Origin of the sequence: Microbacterium sp. SORGH_AS_0454, from assembly GCF_031453395.1 — a bacterium.
In the GTDB taxonomy this organism is placed as follows: domain Bacteria; phylum Actinomycetota; class Actinomycetes; order Actinomycetales; family Microbacteriaceae; genus Microbacterium.
In genome coordinates, this window is sequence record NZ_JAVIYS010000001.1 from 2,710,820 (window position 1) to 2,733,283 (window position 22,464).

22 protein-coding genes and 2 tRNA genes are annotated in these 22,464 nt (G+C 68.6%); 18 read left to right on the forward strand and 6 right to left on the reverse strand.

Annotated features, from left to right (window positions below; all coding sequences use genetic code 11):
- Window positions 1–26 precede the first annotated feature (26 nt).
- The 3 genes from QE454_RS13060 to pepN all read right to left on the reverse strand — a co-directional run bounded on the left by QE454_RS13060 (window position 27) and on the right by pepN (window position 4,417).
- Window positions 27–827 carry an ABC transporter permease subunit gene (locus QE454_RS13060; protein WP_309668696.1) on the reverse strand — a complete coding sequence of 267 codons (801 nt, stop codon included), beginning with the start codon at window positions 825–827 and terminating at the stop codon, window positions 27–29.
- Complete coding sequence (locus tag QE454_RS13065) at window positions 824–1,735, reverse strand: ABC transporter ATP-binding protein (protein WP_307460791.1); 912 nt, start codon at window positions 1,733–1,735, stop codon at window positions 824–826. Before QE454_RS13065 ends, QE454_RS13060 begins: the two co-directional genes overlap by 4 nt.
- Before the next feature lie 132 nt (window positions 1,736–1,867).
- The gene (gene pepN, locus QE454_RS13070; RefSeq protein WP_307460789.1) at window positions 1,868–4,417 is read right to left on the reverse strand and encodes an aminopeptidase N; all 2,550 of its coding nucleotides are present in this window, start codon (window positions 4,415–4,417) and stop codon (window positions 1,868–1,870) included.
- 126 nt (window positions 4,418–4,543) lie between these two features.
- Here pepN and QE454_RS13075 point away from each other — a divergent pair, with 126 nt between their 5' ends.
- The 5 genes from QE454_RS13075 (at window position 4,544) to QE454_RS13095 (ending at window position 9,537) form a co-directional block, all read left to right on the forward strand.
- Entirely contained in the window at window positions 4,544–5,731 is a 1,188-nt protein-coding gene (locus QE454_RS13075) for a ferrochelatase (protein ID WP_307460787.1), read from the forward strand.
- Between the two features lie 89 nt (window positions 5,732–5,820).
- Complete coding sequence (locus QE454_RS13080; RefSeq protein ID WP_307460784.1) at window positions 5,821–6,363, forward strand: ribose-5-phosphate isomerase; 543 nt, start codon at window positions 5,821–5,823, stop codon at window positions 6,361–6,363.
- The gene (locus QE454_RS13085; RefSeq protein WP_307460781.1) at window positions 6,363–7,355 is read left to right on the forward strand and encodes an Fpg/Nei family DNA glycosylase; all 993 of its coding nucleotides are present in this window, start codon (window positions 6,363–6,365) and stop codon (window positions 7,353–7,355) included. Before QE454_RS13080 ends, QE454_RS13085 begins: the two co-directional genes overlap by 1 nt.
- A 65-nt stretch (window positions 7,356–7,420) precedes the next feature.
- Window positions 7,421–8,047 (forward strand): FMN-binding negative transcriptional regulator, encoded by a 627-nt coding sequence (locus QE454_RS13090; RefSeq protein ID WP_307317036.1) that lies wholly within the window; start codon window positions 7,421–7,423, stop codon window positions 8,045–8,047.
- Window positions 8,044–9,537, forward strand: coding sequence for an amidohydrolase (locus QE454_RS13095; RefSeq protein WP_373459413.1), 1,494 nt, complete (start codon window positions 8,044–8,046; stop codon window positions 9,535–9,537). Before QE454_RS13090 ends, QE454_RS13095 begins: the two co-directional genes overlap by 4 nt.
- A gap of 127 nt (window positions 9,538–9,664) precedes the next feature.
- On the opposite strand, the gene QE454_RS13100 is transcribed toward QE454_RS13095, so the two are convergent.
- Window positions 9,665–10,150 carry a Dps family protein gene (locus QE454_RS13100; RefSeq protein WP_210074780.1) on the reverse strand — a complete coding sequence of 162 codons (486 nt, stop codon included), beginning with the start codon at window positions 10,148–10,150 and terminating at the stop codon, window positions 9,665–9,667.
- A gap of 352 nt (window positions 10,151–10,502) precedes the next feature.
- Here QE454_RS13100 and QE454_RS13105 point away from each other — a divergent pair, with 352 nt between their 5' ends.
- Together QE454_RS13105 and QE454_RS13110 are read left to right on the forward strand one after the other, a co-directional pair.
- Window positions 10,503–11,072 carry a gamma carbonic anhydrase family protein gene (locus tag QE454_RS13105; RefSeq protein WP_307460778.1) on the forward strand — a complete coding sequence of 190 codons (570 nt, stop codon included), beginning with the start codon at window positions 10,503–10,505 and terminating at the stop codon, window positions 11,070–11,072.
- Window positions 11,073–11,109: 37 nt separating this feature from the next.
- On the forward strand, window positions 11,110–11,469 hold the full coding sequence (locus QE454_RS13110; RefSeq protein ID WP_307460774.1) for a hypothetical protein: 360 nt from the start codon (window positions 11,110–11,112) through the stop codon (window positions 11,467–11,469).
- 39 nt (window positions 11,470–11,508) lie between these two features.
- Here QE454_RS13110 and QE454_RS13115 read toward each other — a convergent pair.
- Window positions 11,509–11,582: transfer RNA gene (locus QE454_RS13115), tRNA-Gly, on the reverse strand.
- Between the two features lie 193 nt (window positions 11,583–11,775).
- Here QE454_RS13115 and QE454_RS13120 point away from each other — a divergent pair.
- From QE454_RS13120 to QE454_RS13170, 11 genes are all read left to right on the forward strand, one after another.
- Window positions 11,776–11,849: transfer RNA gene (locus QE454_RS13120), tRNA-Pro, on the forward strand.
- Window positions 11,850–11,922: 73 nt separating this feature from the next.
- Entirely contained in the window at window positions 11,923–13,425 is a 1,503-nt protein-coding gene (gene tig, locus QE454_RS13125; protein ID WP_210074785.1) for a trigger factor, read from the forward strand.
- A gap of 250 nt (window positions 13,426–13,675) precedes the next feature.
- Complete coding sequence (locus QE454_RS13130) at window positions 13,676–14,164, forward strand: tetratricopeptide repeat protein (RefSeq protein ID WP_307460771.1); 489 nt, start codon at window positions 13,676–13,678, stop codon at window positions 14,162–14,164.
- Window positions 14,165–14,241: 77 nt separating this feature from the next.
- Entirely contained in the window at window positions 14,242–14,829 is a 588-nt protein-coding gene (locus QE454_RS13135) for an ATP-dependent Clp protease proteolytic subunit (RefSeq protein ID WP_174799692.1), read from the forward strand.
- Window positions 14,830–14,852: 23 nt separating this feature from the next.
- Window positions 14,853–15,515, forward strand: a complete 663-nt coding sequence (locus QE454_RS13140) for an ATP-dependent Clp protease proteolytic subunit (RefSeq protein WP_267787155.1) — start codon at window positions 14,853–14,855, stop codon at window positions 15,513–15,515.
- Between the two features lie 362 nt (window positions 15,516–15,877).
- The gene (clpX, locus tag QE454_RS13145) at window positions 15,878–17,146 is read left to right on the forward strand and encodes an ATP-dependent Clp protease ATP-binding subunit ClpX (protein WP_210074790.1); all 1,269 of its coding nucleotides are present in this window, start codon (window positions 15,878–15,880) and stop codon (window positions 17,144–17,146) included.
- Window positions 17,147–17,188: 42 nt separating this feature from the next.
- The gene (locus QE454_RS13150; RefSeq protein WP_307460767.1) at window positions 17,189–18,385 is read left to right on the forward strand and encodes a hypothetical protein; all 1,197 of its coding nucleotides are present in this window, start codon (window positions 17,189–17,191) and stop codon (window positions 18,383–18,385) included.
- On the forward strand, window positions 18,385–18,888 hold the full coding sequence (locus tag QE454_RS13155) for a hypothetical protein (RefSeq protein ID WP_307460766.1): 504 nt from the start codon (window positions 18,385–18,387) through the stop codon (window positions 18,886–18,888). The genes QE454_RS13150 and QE454_RS13155 overlap by 1 nt, the downstream gene beginning before the upstream one ends.
- Window positions 18,889–18,905: 17 nt before the next feature.
- A complete protein-coding gene (locus QE454_RS13160) occupies window positions 18,906–19,196 on the forward strand; it encodes a WXG100 family type VII secretion target (RefSeq protein ID WP_210074795.1) in 291 nt (96 codons plus the stop codon).
- A 74-nt stretch (window positions 19,197–19,270) separates the two neighbouring features.
- Window positions 19,271–19,762 carry a hypothetical protein gene (locus QE454_RS13165; RefSeq protein ID WP_141377785.1) on the forward strand — a complete coding sequence of 164 codons (492 nt, stop codon included), beginning with the start codon at window positions 19,271–19,273 and terminating at the stop codon, window positions 19,760–19,762.
- A 22-nt stretch (window positions 19,763–19,784) separates the two neighbouring features.
- On the forward strand, window positions 19,785–20,294 hold the full coding sequence (locus QE454_RS13170) for a GNAT family N-acetyltransferase (protein WP_307460761.1): 510 nt from the start codon (window positions 19,785–19,787) through the stop codon (window positions 20,292–20,294).
- 51 nt (window positions 20,295–20,345) lie between these two features.
- Here QE454_RS13170 and QE454_RS13175 read toward each other — a convergent pair whose 3' ends face one another.
- Window positions 20,346–22,397 (reverse strand): M3 family metallopeptidase, encoded by a 2,052-nt coding sequence (locus QE454_RS13175; protein WP_307460759.1) that lies wholly within the window; start codon window positions 22,395–22,397, stop codon window positions 20,346–20,348.
- Window positions 22,398–22,464: the final 67 nt, after the last annotated feature.

Sequence of the window (22,464 nt, forward strand, 5' to 3'; positions counted from 1 at the left end):
CGTCGAGGCATCCGTGTGGACGACGCTCAGGCGTCGCGCAAGCGCAGGGCGACCCACCCGAGCAGCAGCGGGCCCACGACCCACCCGGCCATCGTGAGGGCGGGCTCGAGGAGGTCTTGGGCACCGGGCTGCGTGAGGGAGCCCGCCGCGCTGACCGGGAGGTACTTGCCGGCCTCGACGACCCACATCCAGTCCGGACCGGCGATCGAGAACAGGCTGAGCATGATCGGCAGGACGAAGAGCACCCCCACGGTCACGGCGATCGCGCCGGCGCCGCTACGCAGCAGGAAACCGAATCCGACGCCCATGAGGGTGAAGCAGGCCATCGACAGCACGCCGAGGGCCAGTGGGACGAGGGAATCGGCCGGGCGCGCCCAATCGATGCTGGTACCCGACAGGGGAGCGGTGGCCGCGATCGCGACGGCGTAGATGACCATCGTGGTCACCATCATGGTGAGAGCCACGACGATCGCCTTCGCCAGCAGCACGGCGCCCCGGCGCGGCTGGGCGGTGAGCGTCGACCGGATCATCCCGGTGGAGTACTCCCCGGTCACCACGATCGCGCCCAGGATGCCGGCGACGAGCATCGTGAACTGGGTGGGCGCCAGGATGACGTTCGTCGGCGCCATGCTCCCACCCATGCCGCTGGTGGCCAGGGCGATCAGGAGCGAGATGCCGACGGACAAGGCGGCTGTGACCCCGAGCGACCACCACGTCGAGCGCAGGGTGAGGATCTTGATCGCCTCGCTCCGGAGGAGGTGGGCGAAGCTCAGACGGTGTCCGGTGGTGTGGGTGGCCCGGCGGGGAGCGGCGGCGAGAGCGGTCATGCGATCTCCTTGGTCTTGTACTCGACGGAGTCGTCGGTGAGGGCGAGGTAGGCGTCTTCGAGAGATCCGACGCGCGGGCTGAGCTCGTAGAGGGGGATGCCGTGGGCTGCGGCGATGTCGCCGACGGTCTCGGGGGTGATCCCGGTGATCTGCGCCGCGCCCGGTTCGATGGCCGAGATGGTGGCATCCGGGATCTCGAGGGCGGTGACGAGCTCGCCCAGGCGAGGAGAGCGCACGAGCAGTGTGGTCGTGGTCCAGGTGCGCACGAGTTCGGGCAGGGGCGCGTCGGCGAGCACGCGGCCGCGGCCGAGGACGATCACGTGATCCGCGGTCTGCGACATCTCGCTCATCAGGTGGCTCGACAGCAGCACCGTACGACCCTCGGCGGCGAGGTGCCGCACGAACTGGCGTACCCAGCGCACTCCCTCGGGGTCGAGGCCGTTGACCGGCTCGTCGAGGATGAGCGTGTGCGGGTCGCCGAGCAGGGCCGCTGCGATCCCGAGCCGCTGGCCCATGCCGAGCGAGAAGCCGCCTGCGCGCTTTCCGGCGACGGTGCCGATACCGGTGAGCTCGATGACCTCGTCGACGCGCTGCGCACCGATGCCGTGCGTGGCGGCCATCGCGCGAAGGTGGTTGCGCGCCGATCGGCCGGTGTGGACGGCCTTCGCATCCAGCAGCACGCCGACCTCGGTGAGGGGGGAGCGCAGCTGACGGTAGTCCTGGCCGCCCACGGTGACGCGTCCCGCGGTGGGGCGGTCGAGCCCCACGATCATGCGCATCGTCGTCGACTTACCCGCACCGTTCGGTCCGAGGAAGCCGGTCACCCGGCCCGGGGCCACCGTGAACGAGATGCCGTCGACGGCGGTCTTGTCGCCGTATCGCTTGGTGAGGTTCTCTGCAACGATCATGCCTCCACGCTATGAAGCACGCCTCAGCCGCCGCGTCCCTCGAAAGGATGACTCGCGCCGTCGCGAGGATGATCCCGAGAACGACGAATGCCCCCTCCCCGGAGGGAGAGGGCATTCGATCGGGGCGGATGCTCAGGCTGCGTCGCGCTCCTGCACGGCTAGCGCGCGCTCGACACCGGCGAGGTTCTCACCGACGAGGCGACGGAGCGCGGGCGCGGCGTCGGCGTTCTGCGACAGCCATGCGCGCGTCGCGTCACGAAGAGCCGTGTTCGCCAGCGCGGCCGGGTACAGCCCGACGATCAGGTAGTTAGCGATCTGGTAGCTGCGCGACTCCCAGATGGGCAGCAGCATCGCGAAGTACGGCTCGACGAAATCGGCGAGCACATCGACCGTCGCCGGGTTCGTGAAGCCGGCGGCCGTCGAGCGAACGATCGTGTTGGGGGCATCGGTGCGCTCGATGAGCGAGTCCCAGGCCTCCTGCTTCGCCGCGTGCGAGGGCAGCGACGCCTTGGCCATGGCCGCGAACTCGCCGCCCTTGGCGGTGTTGTCGGCGGCGCGGGCTTCGTCGATGTCAGCGGCGGTTGCGGCACCCGCGGAGGCGAGCGACACCAACAGCTGCCACGACAGGTCGGTGTCGATCTCGAGGCCCTCGAGCGTCGTGTCGCCGTCGCGCAGGGCCCGCACCGTCTCGGCGTGCGCCGGGGTGGTGGCGGCCGAGGCGAAGGCGGTGACGAACTGCAGCTGGCTGTCGCTGCCGGCCTCCGCCGCCTGCGCCAGCGCCCAGAGCCCGTCGGCGACGCGCTCGCGCGCGGCCTCGCGGGTCGTCGGGGCGACGTAGGAGTTGGCGGCGAGCTGCAGCTGACCGAGGGTCGTGCGCACGGTGGTCGACTCGGTCTCGGAGCCGATGTTCTGCAGGACGAGGTCGAGGTAGTCGGTCGCGGAGGACTCGGCATCCCGGGTCTGATCCCACGCCGCGCCCCAGACGAGCGAGCGTGCGAGGGGGTCGGAGATGTCCTTCAGGTGCGCGATGGCCGTGGCCAGCGAACGCTCGTCGAGGCGGATCTTCGCGTAGGCGAGGTCGTCATCGTTGAGCAGCACGAGATCGGGGCGACGGATGCCGCGCAGCTCCGCGACCTCGGTACGGTCCCCGTCTACGTCGATCTCGACGCGGTGCACGCGCTCGAGCGCCCCCGCGTCGTTCAGCGAGTAGAAACCGACCCCGAGGCGATGCGGACGAATCGTCGGGTAGTCCGCCGGGGCGGTCTGCACGATGGCGAAACGCGTGATCGTGCCGTCGGGGCCCTCTTCGATGAGCGGGGCGAGGGTGTTGACACCCGCCGTCTCGAGCCACTTCTTTGACCAGTCGCCCAGGTCGCGACCGCTGGTGGCCTCGAGCTCGACGAGCAGGTCGCCGACCTCGGTGTTGGACCACTGGTGCTTCTGGAAGTACGCGGCGACTCCGGCGAAGAACTGCTCGATGCCCACCCACGCGGCGAGCTGCTTGAGCACCGAACCGCCCTTGGCGTACGTGATGCCGTCGAAGTTCACCTGCACGTCTTCGAGGTCGTTGATCTCGGCGACGACCGGGTGGGTCGAGGGCAGCTGGTCCTGACGGTAGGCCCAGGTCTTCTCCATCGCGTTGAAGGTCGTCCATGCGGCCTCCCACTCGGTGGCCTCGGCGGTGGCGATGGTCGACGCCCACTCGGCGAACGACTCGTTCAGCCAGAGGTCGTTCCACCACTTCATGGTGACCAGGTCGCCGAACCACATGTGCGCGAGCTCATGCAGGATCGTGACGACGCGGCGCTCCTTGACGGCGTCGGTCACCTTGCTGCGGAAGACGTAGGTCTCGGTGAAGGTCACCGCGCCCGCGTTCTCCATCGCGCCGGCGTTGAACTCGGGCACGAAGAGCTGGTCGTACTTGGCGAAGGGGTAGGGGAAGCCGAACTTGTCCTCGAAGTAGGCGAATCCCTGACGGGTCTTCTCGAAGACGTAGTCGGCATCCAGGTACTGCCACAGGCTCTTGCGGGCGAACACGCCGAGCGGGATGACGCGGCCGTCGGCGCTGGTGAGCTCGCTGTATGTGGCCTCGTAGGGGCCGGCGACGAGGGCGGTGATGTACGACGAGATCCGCGGGGTCGCGGAGAAGTCCCAGCGGGCGGTGTCATCGGACACGGGGACCGGGTCGGGGGTCGGCGAGTTCGAGACGACCTTCCAGCGCGCGGGGGCGGTCACCGAGAAGGTGAACTCGGCCTTGAGGTCGGGCTGCTCGAACACCGTGTACATACGGCGTGAATCGGGCACCTCGAACTGCGAGTACAGATACACCTCGCCGTCGACGGGGTCGACGAAGCGGTGCAGGCCCTCACCGGTGTTGGTGTACTCGCAGTCGGCCTCGACGACGAGTTCGTTCTGCGCGGCGAGGTCGTCGAGCGCGATGCGCGAATCGGCGAACACCGTGGCGGGGTCGAGCGAACGGCCGTTGAGCGTCACCGAGTGCACCGTGCGCGCGACGAGGTCGATGAAGGTCGACGACCCCTCGGTAGCGGCGAAGGACACGACGGTGCGGGAGGAGAACACCTCTTCACCGCGGGTGAGGTCGAGCTGCACATCGTAGGAATGCGTGTCGACGATCGCGCGGCGCTCCTGCGCTTCGATGCGGGTGAGGTTCTCTCCTGGCACTGGCGTACTCCCGGGGATCTGGGTGGAATTGTCGCGGGTGACGCGGTTGACGTCGCTGACAACCGTATAAGCCTAGTAGCGAGATATCTCGCCTCGCGCTCGTCAGCCAGGTGGGAAGATGTGATCGTGAGCACGACCGACACGGACACCAGCCCTGACACCGTCCTTTACGCGTCGTCCGCCGCAGCGTCCGGACCCAAGTGGGTCGAGACGCCGGTGGCATACGACGGCATCCTCCTCGCCGGCTTCGGCGGGCCCGAGGGCCAAGACGACGTCATCCCGTTCCTGCGCAACGTCACGCGCGGGCGCGGCATCCCCGACGAACGCCTCGAAGAGGTGGCACACCACTACCGGCACTTCGGCGGGGTGAGCCCCATCAACCAGCACAACCGCGAGTTGAAGGCCGCGCTCGAGGCCGAGATCGCAGAACGCGGCCTGGGTCTTCCGGTCTACTGGGGCAACCGCAACTGGGAGCCGTATCTCGAAGAGGCCGTGACAGAGGCAGCCGAGGCCGGAGACACGACTCTGCTGGCCATCGCGACGAGCGCCTACAGCTCGTTCTCGAGCTGCCGCCAGTACCGCGAGGACTACGCGCGCGTTCTCGAGGCGACCGGCCTCGGCGAGACCGTGACCATCGACAAGGTCCGCCAGTTCTTCGACCACCCCGGCTTCGTCACCACGTTCGTGCGTGGAGTGACGGATGCCGTTTCGGCGTACGTCGCCGACGGAATCGCGCCCGAGAAGATCCGTGTGCTGTTCTCGACGCACTCCATCCCCACCGCCGACGCGCAGCGTTCGGGCCCCCGCGACGTCGACCTCGGCGAGGGCGGGGCCTATGAGGCGCAGCACAAGGCCGTCGCCGCCTTCGTCATGGCCGAGGTGGCCGCCGCCGTCGCCGACGTCGAGTGGGAGCTCGTCTACCAGTCGCGCTCGGGCCCGCCCACGCAGCCCTGGCTCGAGCCCGACGTCAACGACGTCATCGCGGAGTTGCCTGGACGCGGCGCCGAGGCCGTGGTGATCGTGCCGCTCGGCTTCGTCAGCGACCACATGGAGGTGCTCTGGGACCTCGACACCGAGGCCATGGAGGCGGCCGAAGAAGCCGGTATCCGCGCGGTGCGCACGCCGACTCCGGGCATCGACCCGGCGTACGTCTCGGGCTTGGTCGACCTCGTGGAAGAGCGGCTGAAGGGCACGCCGAAGTCGGAGCGACCCCACCTCACCGACCTCGGTCCCTGGTACGACGTCTGCCGCCCCGGATGCTGCGAGAACATCCGTGCCGGCTTCAAGCCCGTCGCCGCGGGGCTGCGCCCCTGATCATCCTCGACGCCGCCCGTTCCTTTCGAGGAGCGGGCGGCGTCGTCATGTCCGCCCGCGATGTCGGACCCTCTCAATAGACTTGCGGCATGCGTATCCACATCGGCACCGATCACGCCGGTCTCGAGTTCTCCACCCAGATCCAGCACCACCTCGCCGAGCAGGGCCACGAGGTCATCGACCACGGTCCGATCGAGTACGACGCTCTCGACGACTACCCCTCGTTCTGCATCCGCGCAGCTCAGGCGGTCGTCCGCGACCAGGCCGCGGGCGTCGACGTCCTCGGGGTCGTGTTCGGCGGTTCGGGCAACGGCGAGCAGATCGCCGCGAACAAGGTGCTCGGAGTGCGCGCCGCGCTCGTGTGGAACATCTCCACGGCAGAGCTCGCCCGCGAGCACAACGACGCCAACGTCATCTCGATCGGTGCGCGTCAGCACACCTTCGACGAGGCCGCGTCGTTCATCGACCGTTTCATCGCCACCCCCTTCTCGGGCGAAGAGCGCCACGCGCGCCGTATCGGCCAGCTCGCCGCCTACGAGCAGGACGGAGTGCTGTTGCCCGACCCTCGCGCCGGCGAGAAGCCGAACACGATGACCGACGCCAGCGACTCGTTCGACCCCGAGGCAGGCTGATGCCCGAAGGGCATTCCGTCCACCGCATCGCGCGTCAGTTCGAGCGCAACATCGTGGGCCGGACCGTCGCGGCATCCAGTCCTCAGGGGCGTTTCGTCGAGGGTGCTGCGGTGATCGACGGCCGCGAGGCGCTCGAGGTCCGCGCCGTGGCGAAGCAGATGTTCCTCCGGTTCGACGGCGACGTGTGGTTGCGCGTCCATCTCGGCATGTACGGCGCATGGGACTTCTCGGGTGAGGTGGTCGTCGACGCCACGATCGCCTCGGCCAACGGCCGGATGGGCCAGACGAATCAGCGCGGCACCGTGCTCGACGACGAGCCCATCTTGGATGCGGCGGGCGAGAACTCGCTGAGCTCGATCGGGGCCCCGCGGCGTACTCGCGTGCGGATGTCGGAGCAGACGACCGGGCTCGAAGAGCAGACGGAGTGGCCGCCGCCCGTCGTCGGCGCGGTGCGGCTGCGTCTGCTGACCGAGACGACCTGCGCCGACCTGCGCGGACCGACCGCGTGCGCGCTGCAGACGCCCGACGAGGTGGCGGCGACGATCGCCAAGCTCGGGCCCGATCCGCTCGTCGACGACCTCGCCGAGGGCGAGGAGCAGTTCACGGCGACCGTGCGCAAGAAGCCCACGGCCATCGGCCTGCTGCTCATGGACCAGTCCGTCGTCAGCGGGATCGGCAACGTCTACCGCGCCGAGTTGCTCTTCCGCGCACGGCAGAACCCGCACACCCCCGGTCGCGACGTGCCGGAAGAGGTCGTGCGAGGGCTGTGGCGCGATTGGGCCCGGCTTCTGCCGATCGGCGTCGAGACCGGTCAGATGATGACGATGGACGACCTCGACCCCGAGGCCTACCGTCGCGCGATGGCCCACCGCGACGACCGGCACTGGGTGTACCACCGGGCGGGGCTGCCCTGCCGGGTGTGCGGGACGACGGTGCTGATGGAAGAGGCCGCGGGGCGCAAGCTCTACTGGTGCCCGAACTGCCAGGCGTAGCCGCGTGGGCGTCCGAGTCGTTGAGCCTGTCGTAGCGCCGGCTCCCCGCGTTCTAGGCTGATCCGGTGCGTCAGAACCCGAGCTTCGCGATGACCGACGTCGGTGAGATCCGCCGTCTCATCGATCTCAACCCGTGGGTCACTCTCGTCAGCCAGGGCGAGGAGGGCCTCGTCGCCTCGCACTACGCCGTCATGCTCGACGAAGACCGCGACGACCTCACGATCGTGGGGCACGTCGGCAAGCCCGACGACGCGATCCTCGGTCTCGGCGCTCGTGAACTGCTCGTCGTTGTTCAAGGCCCGCACGGCTACATCACACCGCGCTGGTACGGCGAGGTGGCGGCCGTGCCCACGTGGAACTTCGTCTCGGCCCATCTCCGTGGCATCCCGGAACTTCTTTCTCCCGAAGAGAACTTGCGCGTCCTCGACAGACTGGTCGACCGATTCGAAGGTCACGGAGACGACGCCCGCGGCCTCTACACGCTGCCGAACGACGTCACGTTCGTCGAGCGCCTCGAGCGGGGCACGGTGGGGTTCCGCCTCACTCCGACGCACGTGACGGCCAAGCGCAAGCTCAGCCAGAACCGCACGGTCGAGGTCGTCGAGACGATCATCGACGGTCTGACCGCCGAGGGGCGCCACGAGCTCGCCGACGAGATGCGGCGCGCCGCCGACGCCCGGGTCCGTCCGTGATCGGCGAGGAGGCGGAGTTCGTCCGTGCGGTGCGGGTGGCCGGCCCGGGGCGGGAGTTCCTCCCCACCACCGAGCCGGTCGACATCGTCGTCGCCGATGGGCTCATCGCCGACATCGCTCCCACGGGAAACCTGCGGCCCACCGGCTTCGTCGTCGACGGTGAGGGCGGGTGGCTCCTCCCGGGGCTGTGGGACCACCACGTGCACGTGTTGCAATGGGCTCTCGCCGCCGACCGCGTCGCCCTCGGCGAGGTGGCGAACGCGCGCGACGCCGCCGCGATCATGGCCCTGGCCCCCGAGACCGACGGGCGCCGTATCGGCACGGGCTTCCGCGACGGCCTCTGGCCCGATTCGCCGAGCCTCGACGTGCTGGATGCCACGACCGGCGGCGTCCCTACCTATCTGATCAACGCCGACGTGCACAGCGTGTGGATGAACACGGCGGCCTTCCGTCGCGAGGGCTTCGAGCCCGTGGCATCCGGGGTCGTCGTCGAAGAGGACGCGTTCGAGATCTCGCGGCGGCTCAACGCCGTTGCCCCCGAAGTGGCGGACGCGGCCGTCGAGCGGATGGCGCACGCGGCGGCGGCGCGTGGCGTCGTCGGCCTCGTCGACCTCGACATGACCTGGAACGACGAGCCGTGGCAGCGACGCTCCGCACGTGGGTTCGACGCGCTGAGGGTGTCGTACGGAACGTATCCGCAGGACCTCGACCGCGCCATCGCCGAAGGACTGCGCACCGGCGACCCCGTCCGCGGGTCGAGGAACGGCCTCGTTCGCGTCGGACCGCTCAAGGCGATCACCGACGGCTCGCTGGGGACCCGAACCGCCGCTTGCGCTCACCACTATCCGGGCGAGGTCGGCAATCACGGCCTGCTCACGGTGCCGCCGGACGAGCTCGTCGAGATGATGACGCGCGCGACGGCCGCGGGGCTGGAGTGCGCGATCCACGCGATCGGTGATCTCGCGAACGCCCACGCCCTCGACGCCTACGCCCGCACCGGCGCGGTCGGCACGATCGAGCACGCCCAGCTCGTCGCGCACGCCGACATTCCGCGCTTCGCCCGTCTGGGAGTCGCCGCGAGCGTGCAGCCCGAACACGCGCTGGATGATCGGGACATGACGGATGCCATCTGGGCCGAGCAATCCGCCCAGCCCTACCCGCTCCGCGCCCTCGCCGACAGCGGCGCCAACCTGCGCTTCGGCTCCGACGCGCCGGTCGCGCCCCTCGATCCCTGGGCAGCCATGGCGTCGGCGATCTTCCGCACGCGCGATGGTCGGGACGCGTGGCAGCCGCACCAGCGGGTGGACATCGACACCGCCATCGCGGCATCCACCGCCGGGGGTTCGACGGCCGCGGCGGAGATTTCACCCGGCGCGGTCGCAGACCTGGTCATCGTCGGCGCGGATCCGCTCACGGCCGACGAGCGGGGCCTTCGGTCGATGCCGGTGCGCACGACGCTCCTGGCCGGACGCGTAACGCACGGCGTCTGAACTCTTCCGCGCGGGGCTACCCGTCGCCTTCGCGCGTTCGCCGACAGGAGCCGACTCTCGGCGGCTCCCGCGTGCGGAAACGACGAAGGGGGCGATGCCGAAGCACCGCCCCCTTCGCAGAGACGTCTTACGCGGCGAGGTGCGCGAAGAGGAACCAGCGGTCCTTGTCGAGACCGCGCTTGATCTCGATCGCGACGTCCTGGCTCGACATGTCGATCTCGTCGAGGCCCTCGATGGCGGTCTCGATGTCGACGAGCACGGCGTCGATGTCAGCGATCACCGCGCGGATGACGACGTCGGACTGCGCGAACCCGGCGGGAACCTCGGTGGCCTTGGCCTTGGCGGCGACCGTCGACAGGCGCGAGTCGATGGGAAGCCCCAGGGCGACGATGCGCTCGGCGGCCAGGTCGGCCCAGTCCTGCGCGTGGGCGACCACCGAGTCGAGCAGCTCGTGCACGCCGATGAAGTTGGAGCCGCGGACGTGCCAGTGCGCCTGCTTGCCGTTGACGACGAGGGCCTCGAGGCCGATCACGACGGGGGAGAGGAACTGGGCGGTACCGGCGGCCATGGTGGGGTCGACGGTGGTGGCGGCGGGGGTCTGAACGGTGCTCATTTTTTTGCTCCTTAGGCGACGTTCGAAGTCTCGATGGATGCAACGCTACTCACGTGAGAGCATTCCGCAAGCAAGATGAGGCTCGGCTAAATACCTGGTGAATAGGCAAACCTCACCTACTTTCAGCACTTCCCGCGACGGGTGCCGCACCCGGTATCGATTCGCCCAAGCCGCGTCCGCACCGGCGTCGGCGGGCGCGCAGCACGTCCGAGCAACGACCGTCGGGATTCGCTCGCGCAGGGATTGCTTGCTCTCGCACGTCGCGCCCAGCGGGTTCGTGTCGAGCCCGACCCCTCGGCGGGCCGCCGCATCGTTCGTCAACGCCGAGCCCCGGACGCGTTAGCCTCGGCCCATGCCGATCGCCCCCGATGCCGCTGTCCTAACCCTTCCCGACGCTGCTCCGAGCCTCCACGACACGGCTTTCGTGGCATCCGGTGCGCGCATCATCGGGGCGGTGACTCTGCAGGAGGGAGCAAGCGTCTGGTACAACGCCGTCGTGCGCGGCGATAGCGCGTCGATCACGGTCGGGCCCCGCAGCAACCTGCAGGACAACGTGTCTGTTCATGTCGACCGCGGACGGCCGGTCACCATCGGGGCCGATGTCTCGGTGGGGCACAACGCCGTCGTGCACGGCTGCACCATCGGCGACGGCACGTTGATCGGGATGGGCAGCGTCGTGCTGTCGGGGGCCGAGATCGGACCCGGATGCCTTGTCGCCGGGGGAGCGGTGGTGCTGGAGGGCGCCGTCATCCCCGCGGGCTCACTGGTCGCGGGCGTCCCCGGCAAGGTGCGTCGCGCCCTGACCGACGAGGAGCGCGACGGCATCCTGCGGAATGCGCAGACCTACCTCGCCCACACCGCTCGCCACGCCTCGGCGACACCGACCCCGGATGCCGACACCCCGGCGATATCGGTCGGCTGAGCTGTCTCGCGGCGTGCGGTCGGCGTAATCTCGCCGAATGCAGATCACGTCTCTGGAACCGAACGAGATCTTCGTCTTCGGCTCGAACGCCGCGGGCGCTCACGGGGGCGGGGCAGCGCGTTTCGCCCTGGACCGCTTCGGCGCGGTGTGGGGGCAGAGTGAGGGTCTCCAAGGCCGGTCGTACGGCATCGACACGATGTCGGGGCTCGGCGTTCTGGAAGAGCAGGCCCGGCGCTTCTTGGCGTTCGCGCGGACGCATTCCGAACTGCGGTTCCTCGTGACCGAGGTCGGATGCGGGATTGCCGGCTATCGTCCGCAACAGGTGGCGGCCTTCTTCGCGGGTGCGGGCGCGAACGTCGTGCTGCCGGAATCGTTTCAGGCTGCACTGAGGTCGTGAGGAGAAAATCGCAACGACGAATCTCTCGCTCGCGGAATGTGGAGGGGCTGACGAGAATCGAACTCGCATCATCTGTTTGGAAGACAGAGGCTTTACCACTAAGCTACAGCCCCAGATTTCCGCGGTTTTTGACGAACCGGGAAGTCGGACGACCTCCACTCTACGACACCTGGAGGCGCCTCGCGAACGCGGGGGAGTTGGCATCCGATCGTCCTCGTCCGCAAGGGGGCCGGTGAAATCGGCGTAGCCGAGGGGATCGACTAGACTTTCAGCGGTCGTTTCGTCGGCGCGTGCCGCGCGCCGCCCCGGGGCGTAGCTCAGCTTGGTAGAGCGCCCGCTTTGGGAGCGGGAGGCCGCAGGTTCAAATCCTGTCGCCCCGACGTCACGGCCCCACAGACCACAGGCCTAGCCGGCCCCCGCGTGCGCGCGGGCCACACGAGGAGAACGAACCGCATGGTCAACAGCACCGTCGAGAAGCTCAGCCCCACCCGGGTCAAGCTGCACATCACGGTTTCGCCCGACGAGCTCAAGCCGAGCATCGCCCACGCCTACGAGCACATCGCCCGTGACGTGCAGATCCCCGGTTTCCGTAAGGGCAAGGTCCCCGCGCCGATCATCGACCAGCGCATGGGCCGCGGTGCCGTCATCGAGCACGCCGTCAACGAGGGTCTCGACGGGTTCTACCGCGAGGCCGTCGAGGCCAACGAGCTGCGAGTGATCGGTCGTCCCAACGCCGAGATCGTGGAGCTCCCCGAGCTCAAGGACTTCTCCGGCGACCTGATCGTCGACGTCGAGGTCGACGTGCGTCCCGAGTTCGACCTTCCCGCGTACGACTCGATCACGGTGACCGTCGACGCCGCCGAGGTCGACGAGGCCGGCATCGACGCCGAACTCGACCGCCTGCGCGCGCGCTTCGGCACGCTCATCACGGTCGACCGCCCCGCCAAGACGGGTGACTTCGTCGAGCTCGACCTCGTCGCCACGATCGATGGCAACGAGATCGACCGCGCCGAAGGCGTGTCGTACGAGATCGGCTCCGGCGAGCTGCTCGAGGGCATCGACGAGGCCATCGAGTCGCTCACGGCAGACGAGCAGACCACGTTCCGCTCGAAGCTGGTCGGTGGCGAGCACGCCGGTGAAGAGGCCGAGGTCTCGGTCACCATCACCGCCGTCAAGGAGCGCGAGCTTCCCGAGGCCGACGACGACTTCGCGCAGATGGCATCGGAGTTCGACACCATCGCCGAGCTCCGCGAGTCGCTGAGCGAGCGCGTCTCGCAGCAGTCCGTGTTCACGCAGGGCTCCGCCGCGCGCGACAAGTTCATCGAGGCGCTCCTCGAGGCCGTCGAGATCCCCGTGCCCCCGCAGCTCATCGAGGACGAGGTGCACCAGCACCTCGAGGGCGAGAACCGTCTCGAAGACGACGAGCACCGCGCCGAGGTCACCGAGGCGAGCGAGAAGCAGTTCCGCACGCAGATGGTCCTCGACAAGATCGCCGAAGACGCCAACGTCCAGGTATCGCAGGACGAACTGACGCAGTACCTCATCCAGTCGGCCGCGCAGTACAACATGGCGCCGCAGGACTTCGTCAACGCGCTGCAGCAGGGCAATCAGCTGCCCGCGCTCGTCGGTGAGGTCGCCCGCAACAAGGCCCTCGCGATCGCGCTCGGCAAGGTTTCGGTCGTCGACACCAACGGCAAGCCCGTCGACCTGACCGGCTTCGTCGCCGTCGAGGGTGAAGAGCCCGCCGAAGGCGACGACGACGCCGACGAGGCTCCCGCCGCCGAGGAAGCTCCCGCGAAGGCTCCCGCCAAGAAGCGCGCCCCCGCCAAGAAGAAGGCCGCCGAGCCCGCCGCCGACGAGGCTCCCGCCGCCGAGGAAGCGCCCGCGAAGGCTCCCGCCAAGAAGCGCGCGCCGGCGAAGAAGAAGGTCGCCGACGAGGCCGCAGACAGCGAGTAAGTCGAGACGAGGGGGCGGATGCCATGGCATCCGCCCCCTTTTTTCGTTCCCGGAAGCCGCGCACGCCGCTGCGGCGTGTCGAGTGTCCAGAACACCCGGACCATCGTCGAATCGGTCCGGGTGTTCTGGACAGTCGACGGCGTGTCGGATCGGTGGCGGAGCCTGGTGCACGTGAGTGTCCAGAACACCCGGACACGTTTCAGAAATATCCGGGTGTTGTGGACACTCAACAGGAGAGAGAGCACGTGCGATGAACGACTGGCAGAGCCGAGTGGATGCCGTCTGGGCCGATGAGGCGCTCAGCCCTGAGGCCGTGATCGAACGCATCGACGCGCTGGCTGCCGAGCGGCCCGCGGATGACGCGGTCGCGCTGTTCGAGCGAGCCGGAGCGCGTGACTCCGCCGGCGTCGAGGACGAGGCCGAGCAGCTCTATCGTCGCGCCCTCGAGCTCGGACTCGACGACGAGCGCCGCACGCGCGCGACGATCCAGCTCGCGAGCACGATCCGCAATCTCGGCAAGACCGCGGAGGCACTCGCGATGCTCGAGGCCGAGTACGAGCGCGAGCCTCGCGGACCGCTGCACGATGCGGCCGCCGCCTTTTACGCGCTCGCTCTCGTGTCGAATGCAGAGCCCGAGCGGGCGGCATCCGTGGCTCTGCAGGCCCTCGCCCCGCACCTGCCGCGCTATACCCGCTCCGTGACCGGATACGCGCGAGAAATCGCCGAACAACCGCGCTGATCCGCCCGCGGCGAACACGGCATCCCGCCCTGGAACGCGCCGGTAGATTCGTTTCAGATCACGGAAGAGGAGCACACATGCCCGAACCCCTTATGGCAACGAGCGTCTTCGACAGACTGCTCAAGGACCGCATCATCTGGCTCGGTTCCGAGGTGCGCGACGACAACGCCAACGAGATCTGCGCCAAGATCCTGCTGCTTGCCGCAGAAGACCCGCAGAAGGACATCTACCTCTACATCAACTCGCCCGGTGGCTCGATCACGGCCGGTATGGCGATCTACGACACCATGCAGTTCGTGCCGAACGACATCGTCACCGTCGGTATCGGCATGGCGGCCTCGATGGGTCAGCTTCTGCTCACCAGCGGCACCAAGGGCAAGCGCTACATCACGCCCAACGCCCGCGTGCTGCTGCACCAGCCGCACGGCGGGTTCGGCGGCACGTCCAGCGACATCCAGACGCAGGCGCAGCTCATCCTCGACATGAAGCGTCGCCTCGCCGAGATCACCGCGGCGCAGACCGGCAAGAGCGTCGAGCAGATCAACGCCGACGGCGACCGCGACCGCTGGTTCACCGCCCAGGAAGCTCTCGAGTACGGCTTCGTCGACCACATGCGCGAGCACGCCACCGACGTCACCGGCGGCGGCGGAACCGCAGCGGTCTGAGCCGAGAGGAAAAGGACACCGACATGAACATCCCCACTTTCGGCGGCACCGCAGCGCACATGCCCTCGAGCCGCTACGTCCTCCCTCAGTTCGAGGAGCGCACGGCTTACGGCTACAAGCGTCAGGACCCGTACAACAAGCTGTTCGAAGACCGCGTGATCTTCCTCGGCGTGCAGGTCGACGACGCGTCGGCCGACGACGTCATGGCGCAGCTTCTCGTACTCGAGTCGCAGGACCCCGACCGCGACATCATCATGTACATCAACTCGCCCGGTGGTTCGTTCACGGCCATGACGGCGATCTACGACACGATGCAGTACGTCTCGCCGCAGATCCAGACCGTCGTGCTCGGACAGGCAGCCTCCGCGGCATCCGTGCTGCTGGCCGCCGGTGCCCCCGGCAAGCGTCTCGCTCTGCCGAACGCCCGCATCCTGATTCATCAGCCCGCGATGGGCGAGGCCGGTCACGGACAGGCGTCCGACATCGAGATCCAGGCGCAGGAGATCCTCCGCATGCGCACCTGGCTCGAAGAGACCATGGCGCGCCACACCGGCCAGGACGTCGCGAAGGTCAACAAGGACATCGATCGCGACAAGATCCTCTCCGCCGCCGAGGCGATGGAGTACGGCATCGTCGATCAGGTGCTCACGACCCGCAAGCGCACCCCGGCGGCCCTCACCGCCTGACGTGCTCGCGCCACGATCAGCCCCGCAGACCCGTTTCGGTCTGCGGGGCTTCGTCGTGGGCGCGGGCGCCTCGTCGTGTGCGGCGGGCCCCACGGATCGCGAGACGGCACCTCGCCGACCACCCGACGACAAGCGGCGGCGGAGATGTCGGCATGATGCGGTTTCTGGGCCGTCGGGCACCGCGTCGAGGTGGCGATCGCAGAGGTGCGGGGAGCGCGAAGATCCGGTGGGTGACCGGATGCCGTGTGTCCGCCGTCGGCGATCATGACGCCGCCGCGCGCGCGAATGCCCGTGGATCACCCGGGCTCGGGTTAGGCTCGGGTAACACACCGGCGGGGGCCGGGTGACGGGAGGAACCGGCCATGGCACGTATCGGTGAGAGCGCCGACCTGTTCAAGTGCTCCTTCTGCGGCAAGAGCCAGAAGCAGGTACAGCAACTGATCGCCGGTCCGGGCGTCTACATCTGCGACGAGTGCGTCGAGCTGTGCAACGAGATCATCGAAGAGCGCATGGCCGAGTCGTCGGCCGGCGAGGTCGCCGAGTTCGACCTGCCGAAGCCGCGCGAGATCTTCTCGTTCCTCGAGGAGTACGTCGTCGGTCAGGAGTCCGCCAAGCGCGCTCTCGCCGTCGCCGTCTACAACCACTACAAGCGCGTCCGCTCGCACGGCACCCTGCAGCCCGCCGAGGCCCGTGCCGAAGAGATCGACATCGCCAAGAGCAACATCCTGCTGCTCGGACCCACCGGCTGCGGTAAGACCTACCTCGCCCAGACGCTCGCGAAGCGTCTGAACGTGCCGTTCGCGGTGGCGGATGCCACGGCCCTCACCGAGGCCGGCTACGTCGGTGAAGACGTCGAGAACATCCTCCTCAAACTGCTGCAGGCCGCCGACTTCGACGTCAAGCGTGCCGAGACCGGCATCATCTACATCGACGAGGTCGACAAGATCGCCCGCAAGGCCGAGAATCCCTCGATCACGCGCGACGTCTCGGGAGAGGGCGTGCAGCAGGCGCTGCTGAAGATCCTCGAGGGAACCGTCGCATCGGTCCCGCCGCAGGGCGGCCGCAAGCACCCGCACCAGGAGTTCATCCAGATCGACACGACGAACGTCCTGTTCATCGTCGCCGGGGCCTTCGCGGGCCTCGAGGAGATCATCTCCGCCCGCGTGGGCAAGCACGGCGTGGGCTTCGGCGCCCCGCTGCAGCGCAAGGAAGACGCGCCCGACCTGTTCAGCGAGGCGCTTCCCGAAGATCTGCACAAGTTCGGTCTGATCCCCGAGTTCATCGGTCGCCTGCCCGTCGTGGCATCCGTCTCGCCGCTTGACCAGGACGCGCTGATGGAGATCCTCACCGCGCCGCGCAACGCGCTGGTCAAGCAGTACCAGCGCATGTTCGAGCTCGACGGGGTGCAGCTCGAGTTCGAAGAGGACGCGCTGCGCGCGATCGCCGACCTCGCCGTCCTGCGTAAGACCGGCGCGCGCGGTCTGCGCGCGATCCTCGAAGACGTCCTGGGCCCGATCATGTTCGACGTGCCCTCGGCCGACGACATCGCTAAGGTCGTCATCACGCGTGCGGCCGTCGAAGACCGCGCGCAGCCGACCATCGTGCTGGCACAGAAGCGACGGAGCGCGTAACCCGCTTCGCTCACAGCTTCACCTACGGACCGGGGGGACCGAATGGATGTCGATACCGACCAGCTGTCGCTTGCGCAGCAGGTGCTGGAGAGGCAAGCCGGACACGGGCAGGCAATCGGGGAACACCTCGAAACGTACGCCCGCCTGAATGCGGGAGAGCTGGGCCTCATTCTGCAACTGTTCCAGCCGATCAGCGACGGCATCGTCGACGTTGGAAAGCGCGTCGCCGACATGTCGTCGCAGGCCTTCGGTATCGGCACCGAGCGGATGGGCGAGACGGTCGCCGCGTATCGCGCTGCCGAGCAGACGGCGCACGAAGCGATCGCTCAGGTCGCCGCGTCGCTCGGCGTCGACACGCCGCCCTATTCGCCGGGCACCGCGCCGATTCTTGGCGCTGCGCAGGGCGGGGCGTCGAGTCGCTACGGCGAGCCCGACGGGAACCTGTTCAACCAAGCCTTCTGGGACGGCTACTCGGCCGTCGAGTGGGCCGACGGGACGGCATCGGGAATCTCCGACCGCGTGGGAGACGGACTGTCCGCGTCTCGAACGGTCACCGAGAAGCAGGACGTGCGCTCCTTCCTCCCTCGACCCCAGGGAGAGGATCCCGAGATCGAGAGCATCCGCTGGAAGGCGGGTCCGATCTTCGGCGGAGTGGACTGGCTCTTCGAAGAGCTCGTCGGCTACTCGCTCCTCGAAGAGGTGACGAAGCCCTTCTCGGGCGACTGGGAGCGCATGCGCGAGGCGCAGTTCGCTTGGACGCACGCGGGCGATGCCATGAGCGCGATCGGTCAGAACGCGATGGGGCTTCTCCCGCCCCTCGCGTCGTGGACCGGCAAGGGCTCCGAGGCGTTCGTCGCAGCGGCCGGCGTGATGTCGCAGGCCCACACCGTCGTGGCAGGACCCGCGGGCACCGTGGCGACGGCGATCAAGGTGCTGATCCTGTTGTGCAAGGAGGCTGTGGGCAAGATCCTCAAGATCCTCGACCGTCTCGCGCAGAAGCTCCTGCGGATCGCGGCCGAAGCTGCGGTTCCCGTGGCGGGCTGGCTCGTGGCGGCCGTCGAAGCGGGAATCGCGGTGTACGACCTGATTCAAGATGCGCGGTGGGCGTACAAGTGGATCAACATGATCTACGACCTCGTTTCGGGGATGGTCGGAAACATCGGCACGATGACCGACAGTGCGATGCGCATGGCCGATCTGTACGAGGGCCTGGCGCGCGGAGCGGCGGCGCGAGTCTGATGGCACGCATCGACGACCCGATGATGGATCACCTTCCCGGCCCCGACGACGATCGGCTGGTCGGCGACTTCCGCACGATGGCGGAGACCTTCGCACGGCTTCTCCGCGAAGACGACGAGCGAGAGAACGCGCGCGCCGCGATCGAGGCCGAGGAGCGCCGAAAGGCCGACGAGCATCGTGCCGCCCGTGCTCGCGCCGGCGAGATGGGCGCGGAGTGGCGCACCGTGCAGTCGCGCATCGACCTCGGTGAGACCAGCCTCGAAGCGGTCTTCCGCGGCGAGGACCAGACTTCTGCCGCCCAGGCTCTGCGGAAGATGTCATCCGAGAATCTCCGCGCACTGCGTGAGTCGTGGGACGAAGTCGACGACGACGTCACGGAGGGGGACGATCGTCCCTCACCCGACGCTGAGTTCGACGCCGCCGTCCGCCAATCGCACGAGCGCTACACCGAAGCTCTGGCCAAGATCCGTGACGCGCTCGAACTCGCGCGTCGCGACATGTGAAGGGAGAGTCCGCGCGCATGACGTCCTTTTCGATCAAACCCGATCGGCTCGTGGAGACGGCCTCGTCCATCGAAGCCGCCGTTCAGCGCACCGCCGCCGAAACCGCCACGCTTGCCTCTGCACGAAACACCCTTCTCGGGGGGTGGCAGGGCGACGCGGCTGACGCGTACGCCGCCAAGCAGGGGGACTGGCTCTCCGAGATGAACCGCTTGGCCGATGTCGGCCGCGCCGCCGCCGACGCGGCTCGGACGGCGGCCCAGGCCTACCGCGAAGCCGATGACGCCGTGGGGAGGGCGTGGTCGCTGTGATCATGCGCGGATCCGGAGAAGACGCCCACGTCGGTCCCGTCAGATGGAACGGACTGACGCGGGGCGGGGCGCGGATGCTCGTTCGTGACGAGCCCGCCTCGGCTGTCCGCCGCGCCACAGATGCGCTCATCGCGGCGGGATTCTCCGACGGAGGCGACGCCTTCGCCACCGCGATCCGGGAGAGCGGCTCGGAGTGGACCGCCCATGACGTCCGCCTCGGCGACGTGGCGAAGTCGTGGAAGCGCGGAGTCGTCGAGTTCTTCGCGGAGGGGACGGGCTTGGAGTTCTTCCCCAAGTTCTGGCGAGGAGCGACTCCGACCGTGGTCGTCGCCTGTGCGCGACGGACGGCCGACGGGACCGAGCTGCTCGTCTACCCCCACTATTCGGTGCGCGGCGGTGCCGATCGCAATGACGCGGCGCCTCTCGTCCGTCAGGCGGTTCAGGGCCTTTCGGACGCGTACGGAGCGTCGGGGGCCCTCGTCTCCAGCGAGAAGCTGCTCTCCATCAAGAACGACGGTTCACCGGCGTCGCAGGCCGTCGTGCGCGAGGTGCTCGGCTGGCGCTGACGCACGCGGCAGGATGGAGATCATGCTCTCCGACCTCGATCTCCCCGCGACGCTGACCACCCGCATCGGCGAGGTGACCGTCCGCCAGGCGAGGCCGGCCGATCTGCCCGCGTTGATGACGCTTCTCGCCGACGACCCCATCAGCGCCGCGCGCGGGGACCGCGCCGACGCCGCAGACGAGGCGACCTACGACGCGGCCCTGCGGAGCGTTCTGGACGCCCCGCTGAACGACCTGCTCGTCGTCGACGACGCCGGGGGAGTGCTGGTCGGCACTCTTCAACTGACCCTCATTCCCGGCATGGCACGTCAGGGGTCCACCCGCCTGCTCGTCGAGGCGGTTCGGGTGTCGTCGAGCCAGCGGTCGGGCGGCATCGGCAGCGCCGTGATGCGCTGGGTCATGGACGTGGCCGCTCCGGCGACCGGCGCCACTCTCGTGCAGCTGACCTCCGACGCCGCGCGCGTAGATGCCCACCGGTTCTACACGCGGCTCGGCTTCGTCGACTCCCACATCGGGTTCAAGTACGCGCTGTGACGAGATCGGGCCCGAGCGCACGACGCGCCCGGGCCCGAGGTTCGACCGGCCTCAGCCCGTGAGACCGCGACGTTCCAGCAGCGGCTGGATCTCGGCATCCCGACCCCGGAAATCCCGGTAGGCGGCGAGCGGATCGCCCGAACCGCCGACCCCCAGCAGACGCAGGCGGAAGCGGTCGCCGTTGTCACGCGTGAGTCCGCCGTTCTCGCGGAACCACTCCACGGTGTCGGCGTCGAGCACTTCGCTCCAGATGTACGAGTAGTACCCGGCGCTGTAGCCGCCGGAGAACACGTGCGCGAAGTACGTCGAGGCGTAGCGGGTGGGCACGGCGGGGTTGTCGAGCCCGATGTCGCTGAGGGCCGCTGCCTCGAACGCCGCGACGTCGATGTCGGCCGAGGCCTCGTCGACGGAGAGAGCGTGCCACGCCTGGTCGATCCAGGATGCCGCGAGGTACTCGCTCGTGGCGAAGCCCTGGTTGAACGCCTCCGACGCGTGCAGCCGCTCGACGACGTCGGCCGGGAGGGGCTCTCCGGTGTCGATGTGGCGGGCATAGTGCGCGAGGATCTCGGGCCAGAGGATCCACATCTCGTTGACCTGGCTCGGGAACTCGACGAAGTCGCGGTAAACGGCCGTACCCGCGAAGTGCGGGTAGGTGACGGTGGCGAACAGGCCGTGCAGGGCGTGGCCGAACTCGTGGAAGAGGGTGGTGACCTCATCCAGGGTCAGCAGTGTCGGGGTGCCCGGGGCGGGCTTGTTCACGTTCAGGTTGTTGACCACGACGGGGGCCGTGCCGCGGAGGGCCGACTGCGTGACGATCGAGTTCATCCAGGCGCCGCCGCGCTTGGTGTCGCGGGTGTACAGGTCGAGCAGGAACAGCCCGAGCTCACCGCCGTCGGCGTTGTGCACCTCGAACACGCGGACGTCGGGGTGGTAGCCGTGCAGGTCGTGACGCTCGGTGATGCGGATGCCATAGAGCTGCTCGGCCGCGTAGAACACGCCGTCGCGCAGTACGCGCTCCACCTCGAACCAGGGGCGCAGGGCTGCGCGGTCGAGGTCGTAGCGCTTCGCGCGCACCTTCTCGGTATAGAACGCCCAATCGTGCGCCTCGATCCGGATGCCGTCGGCATCGGCGATCGCCTGGAGCGCCTCCTGCTCGGAGCGGGCATTGGCGGCAGCGGGGGCGGCGAGTCGACGGAGCAGGTCGCGCACGGCATCCGGGGATCCCGCCGTCTGGTCGGCGAGGACCGCGGCAGCGTGCGAGGGATAGCCGAGCAGCGCCGCGCGCTCGGCTCGCAGGCGCACGATCTCGCGAAGCACCGGGCGGTTGTCGTGGTCGTTGCCGCGGATGGCCCGCGAGCGCGAGGCCTCGAGAAGGCGGCGGCGGCTCTCGCGATTCTTCAGCGAGGCGAGGAGTGGGTGGCCCGTGTAGAGCGTGAGGGTGACGACGTAGCGGCCGTCGAGCCCGCGGTCGGTGGCGGCCTGGGCGGCGGCCGAGAGCTCGCCGTCGCTGAGGCCGTCGAGTTCCGCTGCGGTGTCGAAGACGACGGCGAGGTCGTTGGTGTCGGCGAGGAGGTTCTTCTCGAATGCGTTCGTCAGCACGGACAGGCGCTGGTTGAGGTCGGTCAGGCGCTGCTTCTGTTCGTCGTCGAGTCCGGCGCCGGCGAGCGACATCTCGCGATGGTGGCGCTCGACGAGGTAACGGCTTTCGTCGTCGAGGTCGAGAGCGTCGAGCTGCGCGTGCACGGCGGCGACGCGGGCGAAGAGCGCTGCGTCGAGCTGGATCGCATCGCTGTGAGCCGCCATCAGCGGGGCGAGCTCTTCTTCGACGGCCTGGATCTCTGCAGTGCCGTCGGCGGACGCGACGGTGTAGAACGCACGGGCGACTCGATCGAGCAGCTCGCCGCTTCGTTCTAGGGCGATCAGGGTGTTCTCGAAGGTGGGCGCGTCGGTCTGGGCGGTGATGGCGTCGACCTCGGTCCGCTGCGCCGCGAAGGCGACGCGGAAAGCGGGGAGGTAATGCTCGACGGCGATGCTGCCGTAGGGCGGCAGGCCGTAGGGGAGCGAGGGCGGCGCGAGGAGGGGATTGTTCACGGCATCCGTCATCGCTCCAGCCTATGCGCCTCCACCGCTCCTGTGCAGAGAAAGGGTTGCAAACAATACCTTGCAAAGA

Coding starts and splice junctions, on each gene's coding strand:
- QE454_RS13130 (WP_307460771.1), top strand. CDS start 13,676: ATGAACGACTGGCAGAGCCGAGTGGATGCCGTCTGGGCCGATGAGGCG.
- QE454_RS13150 (WP_307460767.1), top strand. CDS start 17,189: ATGGATGTCGATACCGACCAGCTGTCGCTTGCGCAGCAGGTGCTGGAG.
- QE454_RS13080 (WP_307460784.1), top strand. CDS start 5,821: ATGCGTATCCACATCGGCACCGATCACGCCGGTCTCGAGTTCTCCACC.
- QE454_RS13140 (WP_267787155.1), top strand. CDS start 14,853: ATGAACATCCCCACTTTCGGCGGCACCGCAGCGCACATGCCCTCGAGC.
- QE454_RS13065 (WP_307460791.1), bottom strand. CDS start 1,735: ATGATCGTTGCAGAGAACCTCACCAAGCGATACGGCGACAAGACCGCC.
- QE454_RS13135 (WP_174799692.1), top strand. CDS start 14,242: ATGCCCGAACCCCTTATGGCAACGAGCGTCTTCGACAGACTGCTCAAG.
- QE454_RS13160 (WP_210074795.1), top strand. CDS start 18,906: ATGACGTCCTTTTCGATCAAACCCGATCGGCTCGTGGAGACGGCCTCG.
- clpX (WP_210074790.1), top strand. CDS start 15,878: ATGGCACGTATCGGTGAGAGCGCCGACCTGTTCAAGTGCTCCTTCTGC.
- QE454_RS13110 (WP_307460774.1), top strand. CDS start 11,110: ATGCAGATCACGTCTCTGGAACCGAACGAGATCTTCGTCTTCGGCTCG.
- QE454_RS13105 (WP_307460778.1), top strand. CDS start 10,503: ATGCCGATCGCCCCCGATGCCGCTGTCCTAACCCTTCCCGACGCTGCT.
- tig (WP_210074785.1), top strand. CDS start 11,923: ATGGTCAACAGCACCGTCGAGAAGCTCAGCCCCACCCGGGTCAAGCTG.
- QE454_RS13175 (WP_307460759.1), bottom strand. CDS start 22,397: ATGACGGATGCCGTGAACAATCCCCTCCTCGCGCCGCCCTCGCTCCCC.
- QE454_RS13170 (WP_307460761.1), top strand. CDS start 19,785: ATGCTCTCCGACCTCGATCTCCCCGCGACGCTGACCACCCGCATCGGC.
- QE454_RS13085 (WP_307460781.1), top strand. CDS start 6,363: ATGCCCGAAGGGCATTCCGTCCACCGCATCGCGCGTCAGTTCGAGCGC.
- QE454_RS13060 (WP_309668696.1), bottom strand. CDS start 827: ATGACCGCTCTCGCCGCCGCTCCCCGCCGGGCCACCCACACCACCGGA.
- QE454_RS13155 (WP_307460766.1), top strand. CDS start 18,385: ATGGCACGCATCGACGACCCGATGATGGATCACCTTCCCGGCCCCGAC.
- QE454_RS13165 (WP_141377785.1), top strand. CDS start 19,271: ATGCTCGTTCGTGACGAGCCCGCCTCGGCTGTCCGCCGCGCCACAGAT.
- QE454_RS13100 (WP_210074780.1), bottom strand. CDS start 10,150: ATGAGCACCGTTCAGACCCCCGCCGCCACCACCGTCGACCCCACCATG.